Below are 19,488 nucleotides of genomic sequence, written 5' to 3' on the forward strand. Positions count from 1 at the left end.
CAATTACTGAATGAGAGTCTGTATTGTCCGCTTCGTATTTTTTTGTCTGACCATTCAGTTTGCCACCGCGCAGACTCCCCGTTATGCCCTTGTCCCTCAGCCGGTTCGACTGGAGGAGAAACCGGGGAGTTTTAAATTGCCAAACGATATTGTAATCAGCATCGCCAGGGAGGACGCCGAAGTACGGCGGGTAGCCGGAATGCTGGCCGACCAGCTTGCGAAGTCAACCGGGCGAACGCCTAAAATCAAGACAGGCAAAGGCGGAAACATTGTTTTTGAAACCGCACAGAATCCTAAATTAGAGAAGGAAGGCTACTTCTTAACAGTGGCACCCAGGCGCATTACCCTGACGGCCCAGCAGCCCAACGGCTTTTTCTACGCGGTTCAGTCGTTACTGCAACTCATGCCCACTCAGGTATTTAACGCTACGGCGGCTCAGGGCGTCGATTGGTTGGTGCCGTGCTGCTCCATCGAAGACCGGCCCCGTTTTGGCTATCGGGGTTTTATGCTCGACGTTGCCCGGCATTTTTATCCCGTACCGGCCGTCAAGAAAGTCATTGACGAGATCGCCCTGCACAAGCTCAACACCTTTCACTGGCACCTGACCGACGATCAGGGTTGGCGGATCGAAATCAAAAAACACCCGAAACTGACCGAAATCGGCTCAACCCGTCAGGAAACGATGCTGGGCCATTACCGTAACAACAAGTACGACAAAACACCCTACGGCGGTTTTTACACGCAGGATCAGATTCGGGAAGTGATCAAATACGCGCAGGAACGGTTTATCACGGTGATACCGGAAATCGAAATGCCGGGCCATGCGATGGCCATTCTGTCGGCTTATCCGCAATTAGGCAGCAGCCCCGATAAAATTGTGCCGGTTACGGGCAAGTGGGGCGTTCACGAGGATGTTCTGTTCCCGCGCGAAGAAACCTTTCAATTTCTGGAAGAAGTATTGACCGAGGTGATTGACCTGTTTCCGAGCCAGTACATTCACATCGGCGGGGACGAATGCCCGAAAACGCAGTGGAAAGCCAGCCGCTTTTGCCAGGCGCTGATCAAAAAAGAAGGGCTGAAAGACGAGCACGAACTGCAAAGCTATTTCATTCGTCGCATCGACAAGTTTATTACGTCAAAAGGCCGCAAAATGATTGGCTGGGACGAAATTCTGGAAGGCGGTTTGTCGCCAAATGCCACGGTGATGAGCTGGCAGGGTGTCGACGGCGGTATTGCCGCGGCCAAACTCGGGCACGACGCCATCATGACGCCGACCACGTACTTTTATCTGGATTATTATCAGGCTGACCCCAAAACCACTTCGCAGCCGGTTTCGATCGGTGGGTTGTTGCCGCTGGAAAAAACGTATTCCTACGAACCGGCTCCCGATAGTCTGTCGGCCGACACCCGGAAACATATCATTGGGGTGCAGGCTAACGTCTGGACCGAATACATAAAAACTCCGCATCACCTGGAGTATATGATGTTTCCGCGGGCGATTGCGATGGCTGAAATTGGCTGGACACCCCGGGAGCGTAAAAATCTCGATGATTTCAAAAAGCGGCTCGAAGTCCACAAGAAGCGGCTGGATGCGTTGCAGGTTAATTATTATGGTGCGCCGATCAATTCCAATTTTGAGTACGTAAAACCGGACGGTTCAACGGCAAAGTTGTAAGTTTCCGATCGTGTAAGGACAGCAAAGCCCGGACATTCACCTCCGGGCTTTGCTGTTTATAGGATACCGTATTTCATCATTGACGACCTGGGTTGCCGCCTTCATCAGCCAGAAGCATCCATTTCCTAAAACGTATGCACATCAACTAGTAGAATTGCCCGGCTGGTCGACTTCTTTTAGAAACACGTGTTATCCATTTCAATACCCAAATCTTTTATGAAAAAATACGCCCTGCTGGTTTACCTCTACCTGCTTGTAACGGCCTTCGCGCTTGCTCAACCCGCCGAACGACCCATTAGAATTGTTGTGGCCGCCGATCATGTCGATTGGCTCTATCGCCCCGGCGAATCCGTCAAATTTACCATTTCTGTCCTGCAAAACGGCAATCCGGTCAAAGGCGCCAAAATCCGGTATGAAATCGGTCCGGAAAAAATGAACCCGACCAAACAGGAAACCGTAACGCTGGCCAATGGAACCACCACCGTCGATGGGGGTACGCTGAAAACGCCGGGTTTCCTGCGCTGCGTTGCCACCGCCGAAATCAACGGAAAAACCTACCGCAACCTGGCTACGGCGGGATTCAACCCGTTTCAGATTACACCGACGGTTGAAAATCCCGCTGATTTTCAGATGTTCTGGGATAGCGCCAAATCCGAACTCAGCCGTATTCCGCTCGACGCCCGGATGACGCTGCTGCCCGAACGCTGCACCGAGAAGGTCAACGTTTACCACGTTAATATCCAGAACTACGCCAATTCGCGGCTGTACGGTATTCTGTGCGTTCCGAAGCAGGAGGGCAAATACCCGGCGTTGCTGCGGGTGCCCGGCGCGGGGATTCGTCCGTACGGAGGCAACATCGCTGATGCCGAAAAAGGGATTATTACGCTGGAAATCGGGATTCACGGTATTCCGGTCAACCTCGATCCGGCGGTTTACCTAAACCTGAGCGCCGGGGCACTGGGCGGTTACATGAATTTTAACCTCGATGATCGCGACCGGTATTATTACAAACGTGTTTACCTGGGCTGCGTTCGGGCCAACGATTTTCTGGTCAGTTTGCCGCAGTACGACGGTAGCAATCTGGCCGTTACGGGCGGGAGCCAGGGCGGGGCATTGTCTATTGTTACCGCCGGACTCGATAACCGCGTAAAATGGCTGGGTGCGTATTACCCGGCGCTGGCCGATATGACGGGATATCTGAAAGGCCGGGCGGGCGGATGGCCGCACTTGTTTACCGGTAAGTCGCTGGCGTTCAACAACACCCCGGCTAAAATCAAAACCGTTGGTTATTACGATGTGGTCAACTTTTCGCGGCTGGTGAAGGTGCCCGGTTATTATTCGTGGGGTTTCAACGACGAAACCTGCCCGCCCACTTCCATGTATGCGTCGTACAACGTAATTTCAGCTCCGAAGCAATTAAAAATCTACGAGGATACCGGCCACTGGACCTATCCCGAACAAACCGAACTCATGACAGCCTGGCTCGTACAGCAGTTGAAAGGAACGAGTAAATAATTAAGAGTTAGGAGTTAAGAGTGAAGAGTTAGTCAGGTCCGCCAACTCATCATTCTTAACTCATCACTGATTACGCGTCGCTTATGAATCGAAAAACCGCTTTTCTGTTGCTCTGCGGCTGGCTGACGACAACGGCGCTGTTTGCGCAGAACGGCGTGCTGGTTTTTCAGTCGGATTTTGGATTGAAAGACGGAGCGGTTTCGGCTATGAAGGGGGTGGCTGTTGGCGTGTCGCCCAACCTCCTGATTTTTGATCTGACCCACGAAATACCGCCGTATAACATCTGGGAAGCGGCCTACCGGCTTTTGCAGACGGCCCCGTATTACCCCAAAGGCACGGTTTTCGTATCGGTCTGTGATCCGGGTGTGGGTACCGACCGGAAATCGGTGGTGTTGCTGACCCAGTCGGGCCATTATTTTGTGACGCCCGACAATGGAACCCTTACGCTCATCGCCGAAAAGCTGGGCATTCAGGAGGTGCGCGAAATTGACGAAGCGGTCAACCGGCTGCGAAATTCCAGCGAGTCCTATACGTTTCATGGCCGCGACGTGTATGCCTACACGGGAGCCCGGCTGGCGGCAAAAGTCATCACGTTTGCGCAGGTTGGTAAGAAACTGCCTGCCGAGGTGACGAAAATGCCGTACCAGCGGCCCGTTTTTGAGAAAGGCGTTTTGAAAGGAAACATTCCGGTATTGGATGTGCAGTACGGCAACGTCTGGACCAACATTCCCCGGCAACTTTTTGGGCAACTGGGTGTCAAAACCGGCGAAACCGTACGAGTCCGGATTTTTAACAAAGACCAGACTGTTTTCGACAGTCGCGTTCCGCTCGTCCATACGTTTGGCGAATCGCAGGAGGGCGCAAATGTGGCCTACTTCAACAGTTTGCTGAATTTTTCCGTCGCGGTCAACATGGGCAACTTTGCCGAGAAATACACCGTAAGCAGCGGCCCCGGCTGGCGGATTGAGGTGGAGAAATGACAGAATAACCAACGACCCGGATTTGAAGTCCGGGTCGTTTCAGTTACCAGTCGGCTGGCCGCTGAACAGATCAAAAGGGGGCCTTTTCAGCCCTATGGCATCATTATTCATGCTGCGTAAGAACTTTTTGCTCCGAATTGGTTTAGTATTACGATTAACGAAGAAACCGTTTTAGCTGTCTACCTATGCGTTCTCGAGTCACACAACTTGTTATTGGTTTGGTGATGGCCCTGGTGGCCCTGTTCACTTATTTTACAAATACGCAGGAAAACCCGGTGACGGGCGAAAAGCAGCACGTCAGCATGACGCCTGAACAGGAGGTACGACTGGGTATCGAAAGCGCCCCGCAAATGGCTCAGCAATTTGGCGGGCTGTATCCCGACGAAAAAGTGCAGCAGGCTGTCAAGCGCGTCGGCCAGAAAATCGTCAACTCAACCAGCGTTAAAAACAGTCCCTATCAGTTTGATTTTCACGTACTGGCCGATAACCGGACGGTGAACGCCTTTGCCGTGCCGGGCGGACAGATTTTTATCACGGCGGCTTTGCTCGACAAACTGAAAAATGAAGACCAGTTGGCGGGGGTTCTGGGCCACGAAATTACGCATGTGGTCGGACGGCATTCGGCGGAGCAAATGGCCAAGCAGCAACTGACGCAGGGGCTGGCCGGAGCCGCAGCCATCGCCACCGCAGACCCCGACGCGCCGGGCCGTAATGCCGCCATTGCCGCTTACGTCGCCAACCTGATCGGCCTGAAATATGGCCGCGACGACGAAATCGAATCGGATCAGCTGGGCGTGCGCTGGATGATCGAGAGTGGTTACAAACCCGAAGCCATGATTGAGGTCATGGAGATTCTGAAAGCCGCCGGTGGACCCAATCGCCCTTCCGAATTTATGAGCAGCCACCCCGATCCCGAAAACCGCGTTGCCCGGATTCAGGAAGCAATTGCCAAATACAAGGGTAGCAATTAGCCGCTATTTCTGGAATAATTTTTCGCCCCCTATCCACGTTTGCAGAACCGTTGCTCCCCGAATTTCGGGCGCGGGTATTTTCATAATGTCCTGTTGCAGAACAACAAAGTCAGCCTGCTTGCCGGATTCGATGCTGCCGCGCAGGTGATCTTCAAAGTTGGCGTAGGCGGCCCAGCTTGTCATCGCTTTCAGAGCCGAGGCCCGATCAACGGCATTTTCCATCTGAAAACCACCCGCCGGAAATCCTTTGGCATCGACCCGGGCCACGGCGGCATGAAAACCGTACAGCGGATTGGGGGCTTCGACCGGAAAATCACTGCCGAAAGCAATCAGACCGTTCTGCTTCATTAAATCCTGAAAAGCGTAAGCGCCTTTCACCCGGACGGGCCCCAGGCGGTCGGCGGCCCAGTACATATCCGACGTTGCGTGGGTTGGCTGCACCGACGGAATCACCGAATACCGGTTAAATTTCCAGAAATCGTCCGGCGAAACCACCTGCGCGTGTTCAATCCGCCACCGGCGTCCATTTTGTTTTTTCAGCAATTTGCCGTACAAATCCAGAATCAGGTGGTTAGCCGAATCGCCGATGCAATGCGTATTGGCCTGAAATTCGCTCTGGGCCAGCAGGGTCAGCGCCCGTTCAAGTTCCTTCGGACTGAGCAGCAGAAAACCGCCGGTTTCGGGCCGGTCGGTATACGGTTTTCTAAGGCAGGCACCCCGCGAACCCAGCGCCCCGTCGGCGTAAAGTTTAAACGAACGGACCGTCAGGCGGTCGGTCTGGAATGGTCCGCGTTTGAGGTAATAATCCAGATTGGGTTCGCCGAGGCTCACCATCACGTAGTCGCGGATTTTCAGCTTGTTGTCTTTATGCAGTTGTTCGACCAGTTCGATGTCTTTTCGGTCCAGCCCGGCGTCGGAAACCGTCGTTAAACCCAGCGACAGGCAAACCCGTTGAGCCGCCAGCAGCATCCGTTCCTTGTCTTCGGCATCGGGTTGCGGCATCACCCGCCGGGCCAGCCCCATCGCATTATCAATCAGCACACCCGTCGGCTCGTTGTTCGCCAGCATAATTTCGCCACCGGGTACGTTGGTGTTTCGGGTAACGCCCGCCAGTCGAAGTGCTTTCGAGTTCAGCATCACCGCGTGTCCGTCAATCCGGGTAAGGCAAACAGGGATGTTGGGAAAAGCCGCATCAAGCTTTTCTTTGGTTGGAAACTGTTTGTCGGGCCAGTCGTTCTGGTCCCAGCCCCGACCAATAAGCCAGATCGCGGTGGGGTTTTTAGCGTGAAACGCTTTGAGCCGCTGAATCACTTCGTCGAACGAAGCCGTACCCACCAGGTCGGCCTGATCGAGCATCTGCCCCAGGCCCAGAAAATGGGCGTGCGGATCATAGAAGCCGGGATAAACCGGTTGACCCCGTAAATCGGTGACGCTGTCCGATTCATACCCGTCCAAAATCGCTTCTGAAGAGCCGACCGCCAGAAATTTTCCGTCTTTCACCGCAAACGCCTGAGCGGTGGTAAAAGTGGAGTCGGCGGTGTAGACGACGGCATTATGAACAATCAGATCGGCGTTCTTTTTCGACGAGCAAGCCGCAAAAGAGAGGAGAAATAGGCCAGTAATCAGGTAACGGTATAGCATGCGTGCGTTTTTAGTCAACGATCAAAAGACGGCTTTTAAACGGGTTGTCCGTAAAGATTCGCTCCAAATCTAATTCGGGGATACCAAGAATGACAGAATATAGTTTAATTTTGAAAGCTTATTACCCGAAAATACTATCAGAATGCGCTTTTTTCTATCCCTAAGCCTTTGTCTTTCATTTTTAACCGCCTGGGCCCAACCAACTCAATCCCTTGCGCCACGGCTCCGTCGTAACTCGGTCGTCACACAGGAAGGTTCTACCCTGACACTTCAGGAAGCGATTTCAGCCGCCCTCGACAAGAGTTATCAGATTCGTATTTTTAAGTCGCAGGAGCAGATTGCCCGGACCGACTTCAAAACCGCTAAAGCCTCGTTTTTTCCGTTTGTAACCGGTAACTTGACGAATAACAACAACCTGCAAAACCTGCGTCAGGAGTTTCTGGACGGGCTGCGTCCTCCGCAAAACCTCTACGGTATTACCAACCGTAATACGCAGGTGGGTTTAGGTGTTAACTGGATGGTATTTAACGGTTTCGGTAACTTTATCACGTACGACCGGCTGGGCGAAGTGGTCAAAATCAGCGAAGCCAACACCCGGGCCAGCATTGAAACAACGGTAGCCGATGTCGCTACGGCTTATTACGACGTGATCCGGCAGTTGCAGCAATTGCTGTCGTTACGGCAGGCACTCGACATTTCCCGCGAACGACTCGAACTGGCCCGCACCAATTTTGAAGTGGGCACGCGTTCGCGGGCGGATTTTCTGACCGCACAGGTAGACTACAACGCCGACAGTTCCGCGCTGGTGACCCAGCAGCAGAACGTGCGTAATTCCAAGATTTTCCTGAATACACTCTTGGTGCGCGACCCGGCCACCGAGTTTGCCGTTCGGGATACGATTATTGTCCGGACGGACATTTCGCTCGACCAGCTTCGGCAGTCGCTGGGAGCCAACAACCCGCAGTTGATTGCTGCGTCCCTGAACCGTCGGGTGGCCGACCTGAACGTCCGGCTGGCCCGCTCAACGCGTCTGCCCGTTGTCAATGTGGTGGGTGGTTATAACTTTACGGCAATCAACAACCAGGGCGGTTTTGGGGTCCGGAGCGCCCGCAACGACGCGCTGGTGTACGGTGTTCAGGCCAGCGTGCCCATTTTTACCGGTTTCAACCAGCGCCGGTTGATTGCCAACGCCCAGACCAGCGCGCTGATTACCGAGTATCAGGAGTCTGACCAGCGGCTGCAACTCCAGCAGGCCCTCGAACAAACCTATTCGCAATACCGTAATAACCTCATTCTGGTGAATCTGGAACTGGAGAGTTTCAAAATCGCCAACCAGAACGTGGATATTGCCTTCGAACGGTACCGGGTCGGGAACTCTACACCCGTCGAATTCCGCGATGTGCAGCGCAATGCCGTTGCCGCCGAAACCCGTCTGATCAACGCCGAATTTAACGCCAAGGTGGCCGAGATCGAACTCCTCCGGCTCAGCAGCCAGATTCTGCAACAAACGAAATGAATTAAGAGTTAAGAGTGATGAGTTAAGAAGTAAAAAAGATATAAACTCTTAATTCATCACTCTTAACTCCTAACTCATTATGCCCTGGACGAGAGCTAATTATCCGGTGTCGCTGAAAAATTTTATGGCGCCGGTGCGAAATAAAGCGATTGAAATTGCCAATGCCCTGTTGAACGAGGGGATGCCAGAGGAGCGGGCCATTCCGATTGCGACCGCCCGGGCCGAGGAGTGGGCGACAAACCGGAATATGAAAATACGGAAAACCAAAGCCGCCTGACCGACTCCGCCCCTTACATGAACAAGGAAGAACCTGTTGAACCCTTCGATTGGCAACGCATATTTATTCATGACTTTCCGGTAGGCTACCTGGGCGAAGTGGCGTTGCGGACGGCCGTGATGTTTTTGATCATCCTGCTTGCGCTGAAAGTTTCGGGAAAGCGCGAAGTCAAGCAACTCTCCGTTTTTGAACTGGTTCTGGTTATCGGTTTAGGCTCTGCCGCGGGTGATCCCATGTTCTACGATGACGTTCCGCTGCTGGTGGCTGTCGTGGTTTTTGTGGTGATGATGACCTGCTACAAGATTTTTACCCGCCTGGCTGATAAAAACAAAACGGCTCGGGAGTTTCTGGAGGGAAAACCCGTTTATGTCATTCAAAACGGCTGTATTCTGGTGCAGAACTTCGACGACGAAGACCTGGGGCTGGACGAACTATTTGCCGAGCTTCGGCTCGCGGGCGTCAAACAGCTCGGACAGGTCGAAACGGCGATTCTGGAACCCACCGGTGAAGTCAGTATTTTTCAGTTTGAACCCAACGATGTTAAATACGGTCTGCCCATCTTTCCTCATAAGCTGAAAGAGCCCATTGAAAGCCTTACCGAAGCCGGGCGTTATGCCTGTTGCCAATGCGGTCAGGTAGTCGAATATGGCCAGAAGCCGGTTAAAACCTGCCAACGCTGCGATCATCACCGGTGGGTGCGGGCGGAGAAGTAAGGGCGAAAGTCCTTTATACCTTCACTTTATCTTTTAAAAACTTCAGCAAGAGCTTCTCAATCGGGTCCAGCCCATATTTCGAGGTCTGGCGAAACTGGTTTTTGCGTTTGAAATACGGGTTCAGATCCTGGCATTCGTAGGCTTCGAGCACCTGTGGATGGACGTAATACTTTCGGCTGACGGTGCGGGTGTTGCCCAGCCGGTGTGCCACCTGTTCCAGCACGGTATTGATGTTTTTCTTCGCTTCCTTATCCGTCGTACACGGTTCGAGTTCGGCCAGCAGCCGCAGGGCGTTGACGGTTCCGGCCCAGGTCCGGAAGTCTTTGGCCGAAAACTCCGTGCCCGTGCATTCCCGTAGGTACTCGTTCACCATGCCGGAGTCGATGCTGCGGTGTTCGCCGTTTTCGTCGTAATACTGAAACAATTCCTTACCCGGTATATCGCGGCAGGCTTTGACCAGCCGGGCCAGCCGCCGATCCTGAACTGTAATGTCGTGGTAAATGCCCTTTTTTCCCTTGAACCGGAACCGCATCCCCGTGTTCACGACGTTGACGTGCTTATCTTTCAAGGTGGTCAGACCGTAGTGGCCGTATTCTTTTTCGTACGATGCGTTGCCGATTCGGATCAGCGTCTGTTCCATCACACTCAGTGCAATGGCAATCACTTTTTCTTTGGTCAGCGCCCGGTTTTTCAAATCGTTCTCAATACGGGCACGGAGAGCGGGCAACTGTTCTCCGAAAGCCACCATCCGAAAAAACTTGGTTTCACTGCGAATGGTATTCCAGTTTGAATGATAGCGGTATTGTTTCCGTCCTTTCGTATCAATTCCGGTGGCCTGCAAGTGCCCATTGGGTTTGGAGCAAATCCAGACATTCTCCCAGGCAGGCGGCAGGGCCAGTTTTTTGATGCGGTTCAGGGTTTCTTCGTCGTCGATTTCGTTACCGTTTTGGTCTTTATAAAGAAAACGATCACCCGCCCGCTGGCGCTGAATACCGGGTGCGGAGTCATTAACATAAACTAATTTGACGGCCCTGGCGGCTTTAACAGGGTCCTGGGCCAGTGTTGCGAGATTCATGGAATGGGGTTCAATTCTCTCATAAACCGATCCGGCAGGCAAATAGTTAAACCGCCGGATGGATATTTAGACCGGGGGAGCAGCGGTTTCATGGCATCGGGCGGGGCTGGCTGACCACAAAAAAATGAGACTGAGCGGAAGCCGCTCAGTCTCATCGACATTGTCACACAAAGAATACTTATTTCATCTGCTCGATCTCACGCAAATGCCGGTTGCGTTTGGCGATAATGGATTCAGGAATGGGTTTATGATCGGAGATCGGTTCGCGCAAAAAAACAAGCTGAATGTTCCGCTTCAGGGCCGTTTCTCTAAAGTTATAGATGGTATTCATCACATCACTGTCGATGTACGACGACTGGCTGCTGTCAATCTCCACCACGGCGTTGTCCGGGATGGAAGTCAGGAGTTTTACCATACTGGCCTTGCTCAGAAAGGACACATAATCGCCCATGCTGATGCGGATGTGCTCTTTTTCTCCATTCTGGAAAACATGGATACGGTGGGCATTTCGGTAATTTTCCCGCAGGATGAAAAAGAGCGCCACCAGCATCCCGAGAGCAATCCCGGTTAACAGATCCGTCAGCAGAATGGCCACCACCGTAGCTACAAACGGAATAAACTTATCGATGCCTTCGTTGTACAATTGTTTGAAGATGCTGATTCGGGCCAGTTTATAGCCCGTAATGAGCAGAATGGAAGCCAGAGCGGCCCAGGGAATTTGGTTTAGGACAGAGGGTAGCGCAATAACACAAACCAGCAACAGCGTTCCATGTAGTAAAGCTGCCAGTTTCGTCCGTGCTCCGGCGTTGATGCTAACCGAACTCCGGACAATCACTGACGTCAGCGGAATACCACCGATCAAACCGCTAACCAGATTGCCGATTCCCTGCGCTTTTAATTCCGCGTTGGTGGGCGTTTTGCGTTTGAGCGGGTCGAGTTGATCCGACGCTTCGATGGCCAGCAGTGCTTCCAGGCTGGCAACCAGGGCAATCGATAAGGCGGAAGCATAGACCTGCGGGTTATTCCACTGGTCAAAATCGGGCCAGGTAAACAGGCCGAAAAAACCGCTAAAGCTTTCGGCCACCGGTAGTTGAACCAGGTGATTGCCCTTCAGGGCGAACGCAGGGGCGATGGCACTCACCAGGCCGTTGATGCCAATACCAAGGACAACGACGACCAAAGCCCCGGGAATGTTTTTCAGGAGGGCATGTTGCTTGAAAACCGGCCGTTCCCACAACAGCAGAATGATGAGCGAAAGGGCCGCAATCAGCACCGCTACGCCATTCAGTTGCTCCAGCGCCATCCGGAACTGATTGAGGATATTGAACCCTTCGGGCTGAAACAGCGAAATTTCTTCCGCTGAGTCGGCGTCGTAGCCTACCAGGTGCGGTATCTGTTTTATAATCAGGATAACACCAATACCAGCCAGCATTCCTTTGATAACCGAAGACGGAAAGAAGTTACTGATGCTGCCCGCTCGCAGGTAGCCCAGGCCGACCTGGATCAGACCGGCGAGGCAGGTGGCCAGCAGAAACGCCGGAAAGGACCCGAGGGATTCGATGGCGGCCAGCGTAACCACAATCAGACCGGCTTCCGGCCCGGAAATACTGAGCGCCGACCGGCTGAATAGTCCTACGACTAACCCACCGACAATTCCGGCGATAATCCCCGAGAAAAGCGGGGCTCCGGAGGCTAAGGCAATGCCCAGGCATAAAGGCACCGCGACCAGAAAGGAAACTACCCCGCCACGAATGTCGCCTACGACATTGCTGAAATCAAGAGTCCGGGCGCTTGTATGTGTTGTTTTTACGTGATTCATTGGCATGGTTGTATTCCAGATTTTCCCCGTTTTAGCACCGGAGTAACCGGCGTAGAAAATAGGGCAATTGTTCACGTTGCGTTGGCAGATGAAACCGGATCAGCTAAAACACCGAAACGGTTCTGCCCATAAAACGGTCCGGCTGAGAACGGTTTTTGCCGAATCAGGAAATTGGGTGAGGGTTAATTAGAAGATTCAGACGCAACCAGAACCGTTTTATCCGTTTGTGCAGGTCCGGATACTGCGTTGCTAGCTTCGGTCGTGCGCGTAGCCTTTATTTGGAACAGCTCGCGTTCAAGTTGGCTTTTTACAGCCCGCAGGGAGTCTGCTTCAAAAGCTTTGGCCTCATATTGGGAGCGGTACGTCTCCTTATCAAGCTTATTCTCGTTATAATTAATGTAGAAATCTAGCCCGATAGCGAAAAAAATCAAGCCCCATACGATGCCCCAGTTGCGGAGTTCATTGCCTCTTTTGGTGAAATTAGTGCTCGTTGCCATAGTTCTGTAATTGATTGGTGCGACGATTACAAAAGTATGGCTTACTTGCAAGGGCTTAATTAAGAGTCTATTAGAAGTTCATGAGAGGATGGTTATAATCCGATTAGAAACCGATTAGAGTTTTTTGGGAAATTTCAATAAAAAATTGGTTCCTTCATTGATGCGGGAAGAAACATTGATCTGGCCGCGGTGAAGCTGGATGATTCGGTAGGTCAGGGGCAGACCAATGCCGTAACCATGAATTCGCTTGGCGTTCTCAGCCCGGAAAAATGGCTCATAAATATGCTTGATGTCGGCTTCGTCAATACCGATTCCTTCATCTTTAAACTGGATAGTAACCCACTGTTCGTTAGCGCCCATAATCACCTCAACCCGGTTGTTGGCGGAAAATTTACAGCCGTTTTCCATCAGGTTGACAAACGCCGAAATCAACAGGGAAAGGCTTCCCTGAACGGTCAGCGACGACTGCATGGCTTCGGTTTCTTTTTCAAATGAAAAAATGACATGGTAATCCGGCCGCCGGGTGGTCAGCATTCGGGTAGCCTGGTAAATGGCATCGTCCAGCGACACTTCGTTGAATTTCATCGTCGCATCATCCAGGCTGACCTGTGCCAGTTCGAGCAGGTTATTGGCCAGCAGATTCAGCCGTTTGATTACCTCCAGCACCGACTTCCACTTGGCTTCATGTTCTTCCACCGTCCGTTGTTTGATCAGCGTGACTTCAATCTGGCCGGTGATGATCGTGAGGGGCGTCCGCAGCTCGTGGGATGCATTGGCGACAAAATTGCGTTGTACCTCAAAGGCTTCCTGCACGCGGTCGAGCATGGAATTAAACGTATGGGCCAGCTGGGCAATCTCGTCGCTGTTATCACCGGCGTCGACCCGCTGGTTCAGGTTCGACACTTTAATCTGATCCACCTGCCGGATGACATTGGAAATCGGACGCAGAAACCGCCCGGCAAAAATCCAGCCCGACAACCCGACCAGCGCCAGGCTAAACGCCAGCCCAAAACCGAGAATCTTGCGCAGATGAGCCATTTCAATCAAGCCGTATTCATCGTAAGCCGACGCAATGATGATGTATTCCTGATTTTGATACGTGTAGGCAATCCCGACAATTTCCCGTCTGTTCCGGCGCAGATAGAGTTGTTTCCGCTCCCGAATCCGGGTCAGCAGGTTATTACGGTCCGCCATTTCGCTGGATGTGTTGGCGCTGGCGTACATGATTTTATTTTGCTGGTTATAAATAATGATGTGCTCTTCGGGTAGCGAGGTAAGGTTTTTTCGCTCAATTAATTGGAGGAGTGCCGAGTTGATTTCATTCTCTTCAATGAGCAGCGAAGCCGTCGTCTTGGCTTTATCGACCAGCCGGTTATAGAAGTCGCGCTGCCGGAAATATTCCGAGATAAAATAAATGACAAGCGAGAAAAGCACCAGGTTAGCGGCAACCGTAATCAGAAATGTAAGTGAAATCCGGGCTCGTATCTTCATTTGTTATTCGTCAGATTCCTGCATGATATAACCAATTCCACTAATGGTATGAATCAGTTTAGGTGAAAAGTCTTTATCGATTTTTTTGCGAAGGTAATTGACGTAAACATCCACCACGTTCGTCCCCGTATCAAAGTTGACATCCCAGACTTTCTCGGTAATTTCGTTGCGGGACAGGGCTTTGTTCTGGTTTTTCATGAAAAACTCCAGCAGGGCCAGTTCACGGGCTGTCAGCAGAATTTTCTGATTGCCCCGTTTAACGGTTTTGCTCTCCAGATTGAATTCCAGATCGGCAATTTTAAGTACGGGGTCAGACGATGGCAGCGAGCGTCGGCGGTTGAGCGCCCGCAGTCTGGCAATTAATTCCCTGAATTCGAAAGGCTTAATCAGGTAATCGTCGGCGCCGGCATCAAAACCGCTTAATTTGCTGTCGGTACTGCTTAGGGCCGTCAGCATCAGAATGGATACATTTTCGTACCGGCTCCGGATGATTTTGCACAACTCAAACCCGTTAATTACCGGAAGGTTAACATCCAGAATAATAGTTGTATATTCCTTATTCGACAGCAGTACCTGGGCTTGTAAGGCATCATTGGCAATGTCTGCACTGAATCCGTAATCTTCCAGTCCGCTCTTAATAAAGGAGGCAACTTCATGCTCATCTTCTACAATTAATATCTGCATAAAACCAACAATATGGTTTATAACCTACGTAATAATTCTGTCATCGCCCGGTATAACCGAGGGGCCGTTTCCGGACCAGTAGAATTAATTTCGCCGTACGGTTTGTCTTTCGAGTTATAGTTATAAGGCGCTTCCGTATCCCATTCGCTTTTTGGAATAATATATCCTAATTCGTCGTTTGCCAGACCCAGAATGAATTTGTACTTACCCCGCATCAAGCTCCGGAGGGGTGGGGTTTCATACGGTTTCATCCGGTAATCGGCACCTGGCGGATTTTCGATTCCGCCATTGGCAATTTCGGGATACAATTCGCCCGGCACACACAGAAACGTAGCCTCTCCTAATCGGAAAGCCGCAATTTCGGTCCGTAAGTTCCCCCAGCGGCTATAACCTGCATCCAAAACGCCCAGACCAACCGCCAACTGAAATAGTTTATTGTCCAGCGGAATCTCCAGCGTTTGCGCCCGCAAACTGATTCCGCCCCGCCGAACCGTAACCGTATCCTGCTGTAATGCTTTGTGAATCAGCATCGCCAGCTGTTTGCCCTGCGCATCCGCTTTTTCAAATGTGGGCTCCTGCAACCGTTCTCCCGTCAACGGGTCCTGAATGGTAACTTTGGGGGACGTGGTCATGAGTCCACCGATACAACCGGAAGCGTAGACTACCGTACCGCCCAGCCCTTTCTGAACGACCGAGTCGCCCTTTGTAATGCCTTTTTCCAGATAATGCCGGACGTAATGCGGAAAATCGGAGGTCAGGAGCGTGTTTTTGCTCCATAGTGTCTCGGGGTGATTGCCCCAAACCACCAGCGTTCCTAACGTGCTGTCTTTTTGGGCATCCAGTGCCTGCATCATATATAGGCCGGGATCTTTCACGATTGGCTGGCGGGTGTCCATGAGCAGCGAATCGGCACCTGTCAGGTCCTGGGCAAACCGCAGCCGCGCCGGTTGGAGGTTCGCTACGGCGCGTATGATAGCTCGCGTAACCTGCTGTTCGACAAAGAGTTCGTACTGTTTGTTGACCCCGCTTTTCAACACGCTACCACCCCACATCCCCAGAAAGTCGGGCGCTTCGTGCGTGTGCGTGCTGCAAACGATGGTGTACGTAACACCCAGGCTGGCGGGGAGGGCTTTACGGACGTTGATGACGTTTTTGTGCATAAAGCCGATCAGGTCCACCGCCACAAGGGCCAGCCGCGTTCTGCCATCGTCGATTACCATTGCCCTCGCCCAAAGGTCGTCATGCACACCGTTAGCCGCCCGCTTTTGCCCAAACCCCGCCATCCAGTAGGCATCAAACTGGCCGTTGTGGTTGCCGTCGGTGTAGGTGTCGCCCTCGTCGGGTTGATAAGCGGCATTCCGGTTTTGATCCGTCCAGCGGTCGGGAAGGTGGGGCGTAATTTTCAGGGCGGCAAACCCGGCTTTAATCGGCTGAGGCTGGGCCGGCGTCTGAATGTTCAGATTGAGCGCGTAACCGGGATGCCGGTCGCGGCTGTTGTAATAACCGTAGCCCGCCAGGAGCAGGAGCAAAAGGCCGATAACCGACAGGAAGCCGAGAAAGACTTTACGCACGTGAAAGGAGGTTAGAAAGCCAGCTATGAAGCGTGGATTGCATGATCAGGTCAAGTTAGCGATGTGACTTCAATAATAAAAAAAGCGTCCAACAGAAGTCATCAAATCATTTCGGTATGGCTAATACATACACACAACTTTATGTACAGGTTGTATTTGCAGTGAAGGACCGTCAAAGTCTGATTCCACATCGGCATAAAGAAGAATTGCATCGCTACATAACCGGTATTGTACAGAGACGAGGTGCTAAGTTCCTGGCTGTTCACTGTATGCCGGATCATACACATTTGTTTGTTAGCTATTCTCCTGCATTGGCAATTGCAGATTTAGTGAAGGAGGTAAAAACTGCAACCTCAACCTTTATCAAAGATAAACGCTGGACTCGTGTACCATTTTATTGGCAGGAGGGATACGGTGCTTTTCCTACTCTCAATCACAAGTCGATGCCGTCGTTCGATATATCCTGAATCAGGAAGAACACCACCATAAGCGAACCTTTCGCGACGAATACCGCGCACTTTTAGAAAAGTTTGAAATACCGTTTGAAACGAAGTATCTATTTAAATGGGTGGAGGAAGAAGGATAGGATTGCTAGGACGCCCCGCCGGGGCTTAGTGGTTTATGTTTGTATTTTTCTATTAGCAGAAAACCCCTCCGGGGTAAGTCAAACGATAAAAATCAGGTTTTATCACAACGTAACCGGTTTTGGTGTCTGTTTATAATCCCGGAGGGATTTTCTGTTCATAGAAGTCATGGCCGCCAATTCAATCAAGCTCCGGAGGGGCGTCCTGAATCAAATTCATTTCAACCGCCCCACAATGGCCATCACCAGATTGGCTGAATTCCGGGCGGCAATCCGGAAAAACGTCAGCATATCCTGCCGGGCGTTTGAATTGGCTTTGTCGCTCAGGCTCCGGATGACCAGACAGGGTACTTGCTGCTGGTAGCAAACCTGTGCGACGGCGGCTCCCTCCATCTCGGTAGCATCGGCCCGGAATTCTGACCAGAGACTGGCTACTTTCTCCTCCGAAGAAATAAACTGATCGCCCGTTACGACGGTGCCGACAACAACGGTGGGCGGGCGCGATGTCACCGGAATACGTTCAAAAGAAACGGTTTTGATCGCTTCCTGCGCCGTCAGCATCATGGCCGAATCGGCGGGAAAGTACGTCGGATTCATTTGTTTCGTGATCGCGTTGCGGGTCTGATTCGTTGGCTGTTGTTCAAAGGTAATCGAACGATAATCGTGGTGCGCCGTTTGCCGGGCAATAACGATGTCGCCGGGCTGGAGGTCGGCATTGACACCGCCCGCGATGCCCGTAAACAAAACCCGTTGCGGTTTGAAATGGGCCAGCACAAAAGCCGTTGTCATAGCCGCATTAACTTTACCAATGCCGGTTTCGGCTACCACCACTTCATGTCCGTTGATTTGGCCGGTCATAAACCGGATGCCGTTGAGGGTATGCGTTTTCGGATTTTTCAGTGATTGCTGGACCAGTTTTACCTCTTCGTCAAACGCGCCGAGCAGCGCCGTAATAGGCTGGGGCTTATAGTGCTGGGCGTAAGCTGAAACTGTACTGAGAAAAAGAACGAAGGAGATTAGTAAGCGTTTTAACATCAAGTTGTCAGGTTGCATTGGAAATGAATTTTACGATAAAATAGAGCCGTCAACCGGGGCATATTTAATGACCGGAAAACAGGGCCAGAATGCAGAAGGCATCAACGATGAGCAGGCCAATGGGAACTTCGTGGGATTTACCAAGCGCCAATTTTACCACCGTCCAGGTCAGAAAGCCCCAGATGATGCCCTGCGTGATGGAATAGCTGAACGGAATCAGAACCAGGGCCAGAAAAGCCGGTAAGGCATCGTCCAGTTGGTCCCAGTTGATGCGGGTGACGGGTTTCATCATGAAGGACCCGACCAGCACCAACGCCGGGGCGGTGGCAATGGCCGGAACCACCGACAGCAGGGGCGATAGAAACAGGAACGGCAGAAACAGAGCCCCGGCAACAATGGCCGTCAGACCGGTGCGTCCACCCTGCGCAACGCCCACCGCCGATTCGACGTAGGACGTGCCCGGACTGGTGCCGAGGAGCCCCGCTACGGCGGTTGCCACGGCATCGACCGTCAGCGAGCGGTTCAGGTTGCGCGGATTACCGTCTTCGTCGTAAAGATTAGCCGCTTCAGCTACGCCTACGAAGGTGGACAGGCTATCGAACAAATCCGTGAATACGAAGGCAAAAATAACCGGCCAGAGTGCCCATTGCAGCGAATTGACGAAGTCGAGTTTGCCGATCAGACTAAAGTCCGGTGTCGCCAGAATACCCTGAAAGCTAACCAGCGTTTTTGCTCCGAAATTTACGGCTGAGGCATCGCCCCACCACCGGCCAATGGGCAAAGCCGCCAATGTTGTTAGGGCAATACCGATGATGATGGCACCCGGGAAGTTGCGCGTGACAAGAATGCACGTTATAAGCAGTCCAAAAATAAAGGTCAGGATAACCGGATCTTTCAGGCTGGCAATGCTGACGAGCGTAGCCGGATTGCCGACGATAAACCGTGCATTTTCGAAACCGATCAGGGTAATAAAAAGGCCGATTCCTGCCGAAATGGCGTACCGCAGCGGTTTGGGGATAATTTTGACAATGGCCGAGCGAACGTTGAAAACCGATAAAATTAGAAACAGAATGCCCGCCCAGAAAACCGCCCCCAGGGCGACTTCAGGCCGAATCCCCATGCCTTTGACGGCGGTAAACGTAAAAAAAGCATTCAGACCCATGCCGGGCGCAACAACCAGCGGGTTCCGGGCATACAGACCCATGAGCACACTACATCCGAACGACAGCAAAACCGTAGCCGTCAGAACCCCGCTGAATGGTAGCCCGGCCTGACTTAGAATTGATGGATTCACCACGATGATGTACATCGTTGCCAGAAATGAGGAAATTCCCGCCAGGATTTCCGTGCGGGTAGAAGAAGTGGGCAGGCTGGTTTGCATCGGGATTCGGATCTAAATCCGAAAATACGGATTCCCGACGGCTACACAACCGCTAACTTGCATT

At 52.1% G+C, this 19,488-nt stretch carries 16 protein-coding genes and 1 pseudogene; 8 read left to right on the forward strand and 9 right to left on the reverse strand.

The features are described 5' to 3' along the window. Nucleotides 1–10: 10 nt before the first annotated feature. From LX87_RS16380 to LX87_RS16395, 4 genes are all read left to right on the forward strand, one after another. Nucleotides 11–1,675, forward strand: coding sequence for a beta-N-acetylhexosaminidase (locus LX87_RS16380; protein WP_111629352.1), 1,665 nt, complete (start codon nucleotides 11–13; stop codon nucleotides 1,673–1,675). A 216-nt stretch (nucleotides 1,676–1,891) separates the two neighbouring features. Then, on the forward strand, nucleotides 1,892–3,190 hold the full coding sequence (locus tag LX87_RS16385; RefSeq protein WP_111629353.1) for an acetylxylan esterase: 1,299 nt from the start codon (nucleotides 1,892–1,894) through the stop codon (nucleotides 3,188–3,190). Nucleotides 3,191–3,273: 83 nt separating this feature from the next. After that, nucleotides 3,274–4,170 carry an SAM hydrolase/SAM-dependent halogenase family protein gene (locus LX87_RS16390; protein ID WP_111629354.1) on the forward strand — a complete coding sequence of 299 codons (897 nt, stop codon included), beginning with the start codon at nucleotides 3,274–3,276 and terminating at the stop codon, nucleotides 4,168–4,170. Between the two features lie 185 nt (nucleotides 4,171–4,355). Beyond that, nucleotides 4,356–5,141 carry a M48 family metallopeptidase gene (locus tag LX87_RS16395; RefSeq protein WP_111629355.1) on the forward strand — a complete coding sequence of 262 codons (786 nt, stop codon included), beginning with the start codon at nucleotides 4,356–4,358 and terminating at the stop codon, nucleotides 5,139–5,141. 3 nt (nucleotides 5,142–5,144) lie between these two features. Here LX87_RS16395 and LX87_RS16400 read toward each other — a convergent pair whose 3' ends face one another. Then, entirely contained in the window at nucleotides 5,145–6,782 is a 1,638-nt protein-coding gene (locus tag LX87_RS16400; protein WP_111629356.1) for an amidohydrolase, read from the reverse strand. Nucleotides 6,783–6,924: 142 nt separating this feature from the next. Between LX87_RS16400 and LX87_RS16405 the strand changes: the two genes are divergently transcribed. From LX87_RS16405 to LX87_RS16415, 3 genes are all read left to right on the forward strand, one after another. After that, nucleotides 6,925–8,298, forward strand: a complete 1,374-nt coding sequence (locus LX87_RS16405) for a TolC family protein (RefSeq protein ID WP_111629357.1) — start codon at nucleotides 6,925–6,927, stop codon at nucleotides 8,296–8,298. A gap of 79 nt (nucleotides 8,299–8,377) precedes the next feature. Beyond that, nucleotides 8,378–8,575, forward strand: coding sequence for a DUF2188 domain-containing protein (locus tag LX87_RS16410; protein WP_111629358.1), 198 nt, complete (start codon nucleotides 8,378–8,380; stop codon nucleotides 8,573–8,575). A 17-nt stretch (nucleotides 8,576–8,592) separates the two neighbouring features. Continuing rightward, nucleotides 8,593–9,288 (forward strand): DUF421 domain-containing protein, encoded by a 696-nt coding sequence (locus LX87_RS16415; protein WP_111629359.1) that lies wholly within the window; start codon nucleotides 8,593–8,595, stop codon nucleotides 9,286–9,288. A gap of 13 nt (nucleotides 9,289–9,301) precedes the next feature. On the opposite strand, the gene LX87_RS16420 is transcribed toward LX87_RS16415, so the two are convergent. The 6 genes from LX87_RS16420 to LX87_RS16445 form a co-directional block, all read right to left on the reverse strand. Then, a complete protein-coding gene (locus LX87_RS16420; protein WP_111629360.1) occupies nucleotides 9,302–10,363 on the reverse strand; it encodes a DNA topoisomerase IB in 1,062 nt (353 codons plus the stop codon). Nucleotides 10,364–10,541: 178 nt separating this feature from the next. Continuing rightward, nucleotides 10,542–12,182 (reverse strand): SulP family inorganic anion transporter, encoded by a 1,641-nt coding sequence (locus tag LX87_RS16425; RefSeq protein ID WP_111629361.1) that lies wholly within the window; start codon nucleotides 12,180–12,182, stop codon nucleotides 10,542–10,544. A gap of 182 nt (nucleotides 12,183–12,364) precedes the next feature. Beyond that, nucleotides 12,365–12,679 carry a hypothetical protein gene (locus LX87_RS16430; protein WP_111629362.1) on the reverse strand — a complete coding sequence of 105 codons (315 nt, stop codon included), beginning with the start codon at nucleotides 12,677–12,679 and terminating at the stop codon, nucleotides 12,365–12,367. A gap of 114 nt (nucleotides 12,680–12,793) precedes the next feature. After that, nucleotides 12,794–14,170, reverse strand: a complete 1,377-nt coding sequence (locus LX87_RS16435) for a sensor histidine kinase (protein WP_111629363.1) — start codon at nucleotides 14,168–14,170, stop codon at nucleotides 12,794–12,796. A 3-nt stretch (nucleotides 14,171–14,173) separates the two neighbouring features. Continuing rightward, nucleotides 14,174–14,854: a response regulator transcription factor gene (locus LX87_RS16440; RefSeq protein WP_111629364.1), complete on the reverse strand. Its 681-nt coding sequence runs from the start codon at nucleotides 14,852–14,854 to the stop codon at nucleotides 14,174–14,176. Nucleotides 14,855–14,871: 17 nt separating this feature from the next. Then, entirely contained in the window at nucleotides 14,872–16,425 is a 1,554-nt protein-coding gene (locus LX87_RS16445; protein WP_111629365.1) for a neutral/alkaline non-lysosomal ceramidase N-terminal domain-containing protein, read from the reverse strand. A 116-nt stretch (nucleotides 16,426–16,541) separates the two neighbouring features. Here LX87_RS16445 and tnpA point away from each other — a divergent pair. Further along, nucleotides 16,542–17,011: pseudogene (tnpA, locus tag LX87_RS16450) on the forward strand (IS200/IS605 family transposase). Nucleotides 17,012–17,224: 213 nt separating this feature from the next. Here the strand turns inward: tnpA and LX87_RS16455 are convergent. Both LX87_RS16455 and LX87_RS16460 read right to left on the reverse strand, forming a co-directional pair. After that, the gene (locus LX87_RS16455; RefSeq protein WP_111629366.1) at nucleotides 17,225–18,043 is read right to left on the reverse strand and encodes a 5'-methylthioadenosine/adenosylhomocysteine nucleosidase; all 819 of its coding nucleotides are present in this window, start codon (nucleotides 18,041–18,043) and stop codon (nucleotides 17,225–17,227) included. Nucleotides 18,044–18,107: 64 nt separating this feature from the next. Next, nucleotides 18,108–19,424 (reverse strand): NCS2 family permease, encoded by a 1,317-nt coding sequence (locus tag LX87_RS16460; RefSeq protein ID WP_111629367.1) that lies wholly within the window; start codon nucleotides 19,422–19,424, stop codon nucleotides 18,108–18,110. Between the last annotated feature and the right edge of the window lie 64 nt (nucleotides 19,425–19,488).

It is taken from the genome of Larkinella arboricola (genome assembly GCF_003259745.1).
Classification (GTDB): Bacteria; Bacteroidota; Bacteroidia; order Cytophagales; family Spirosomataceae; genus Larkinella; species Larkinella arboricola.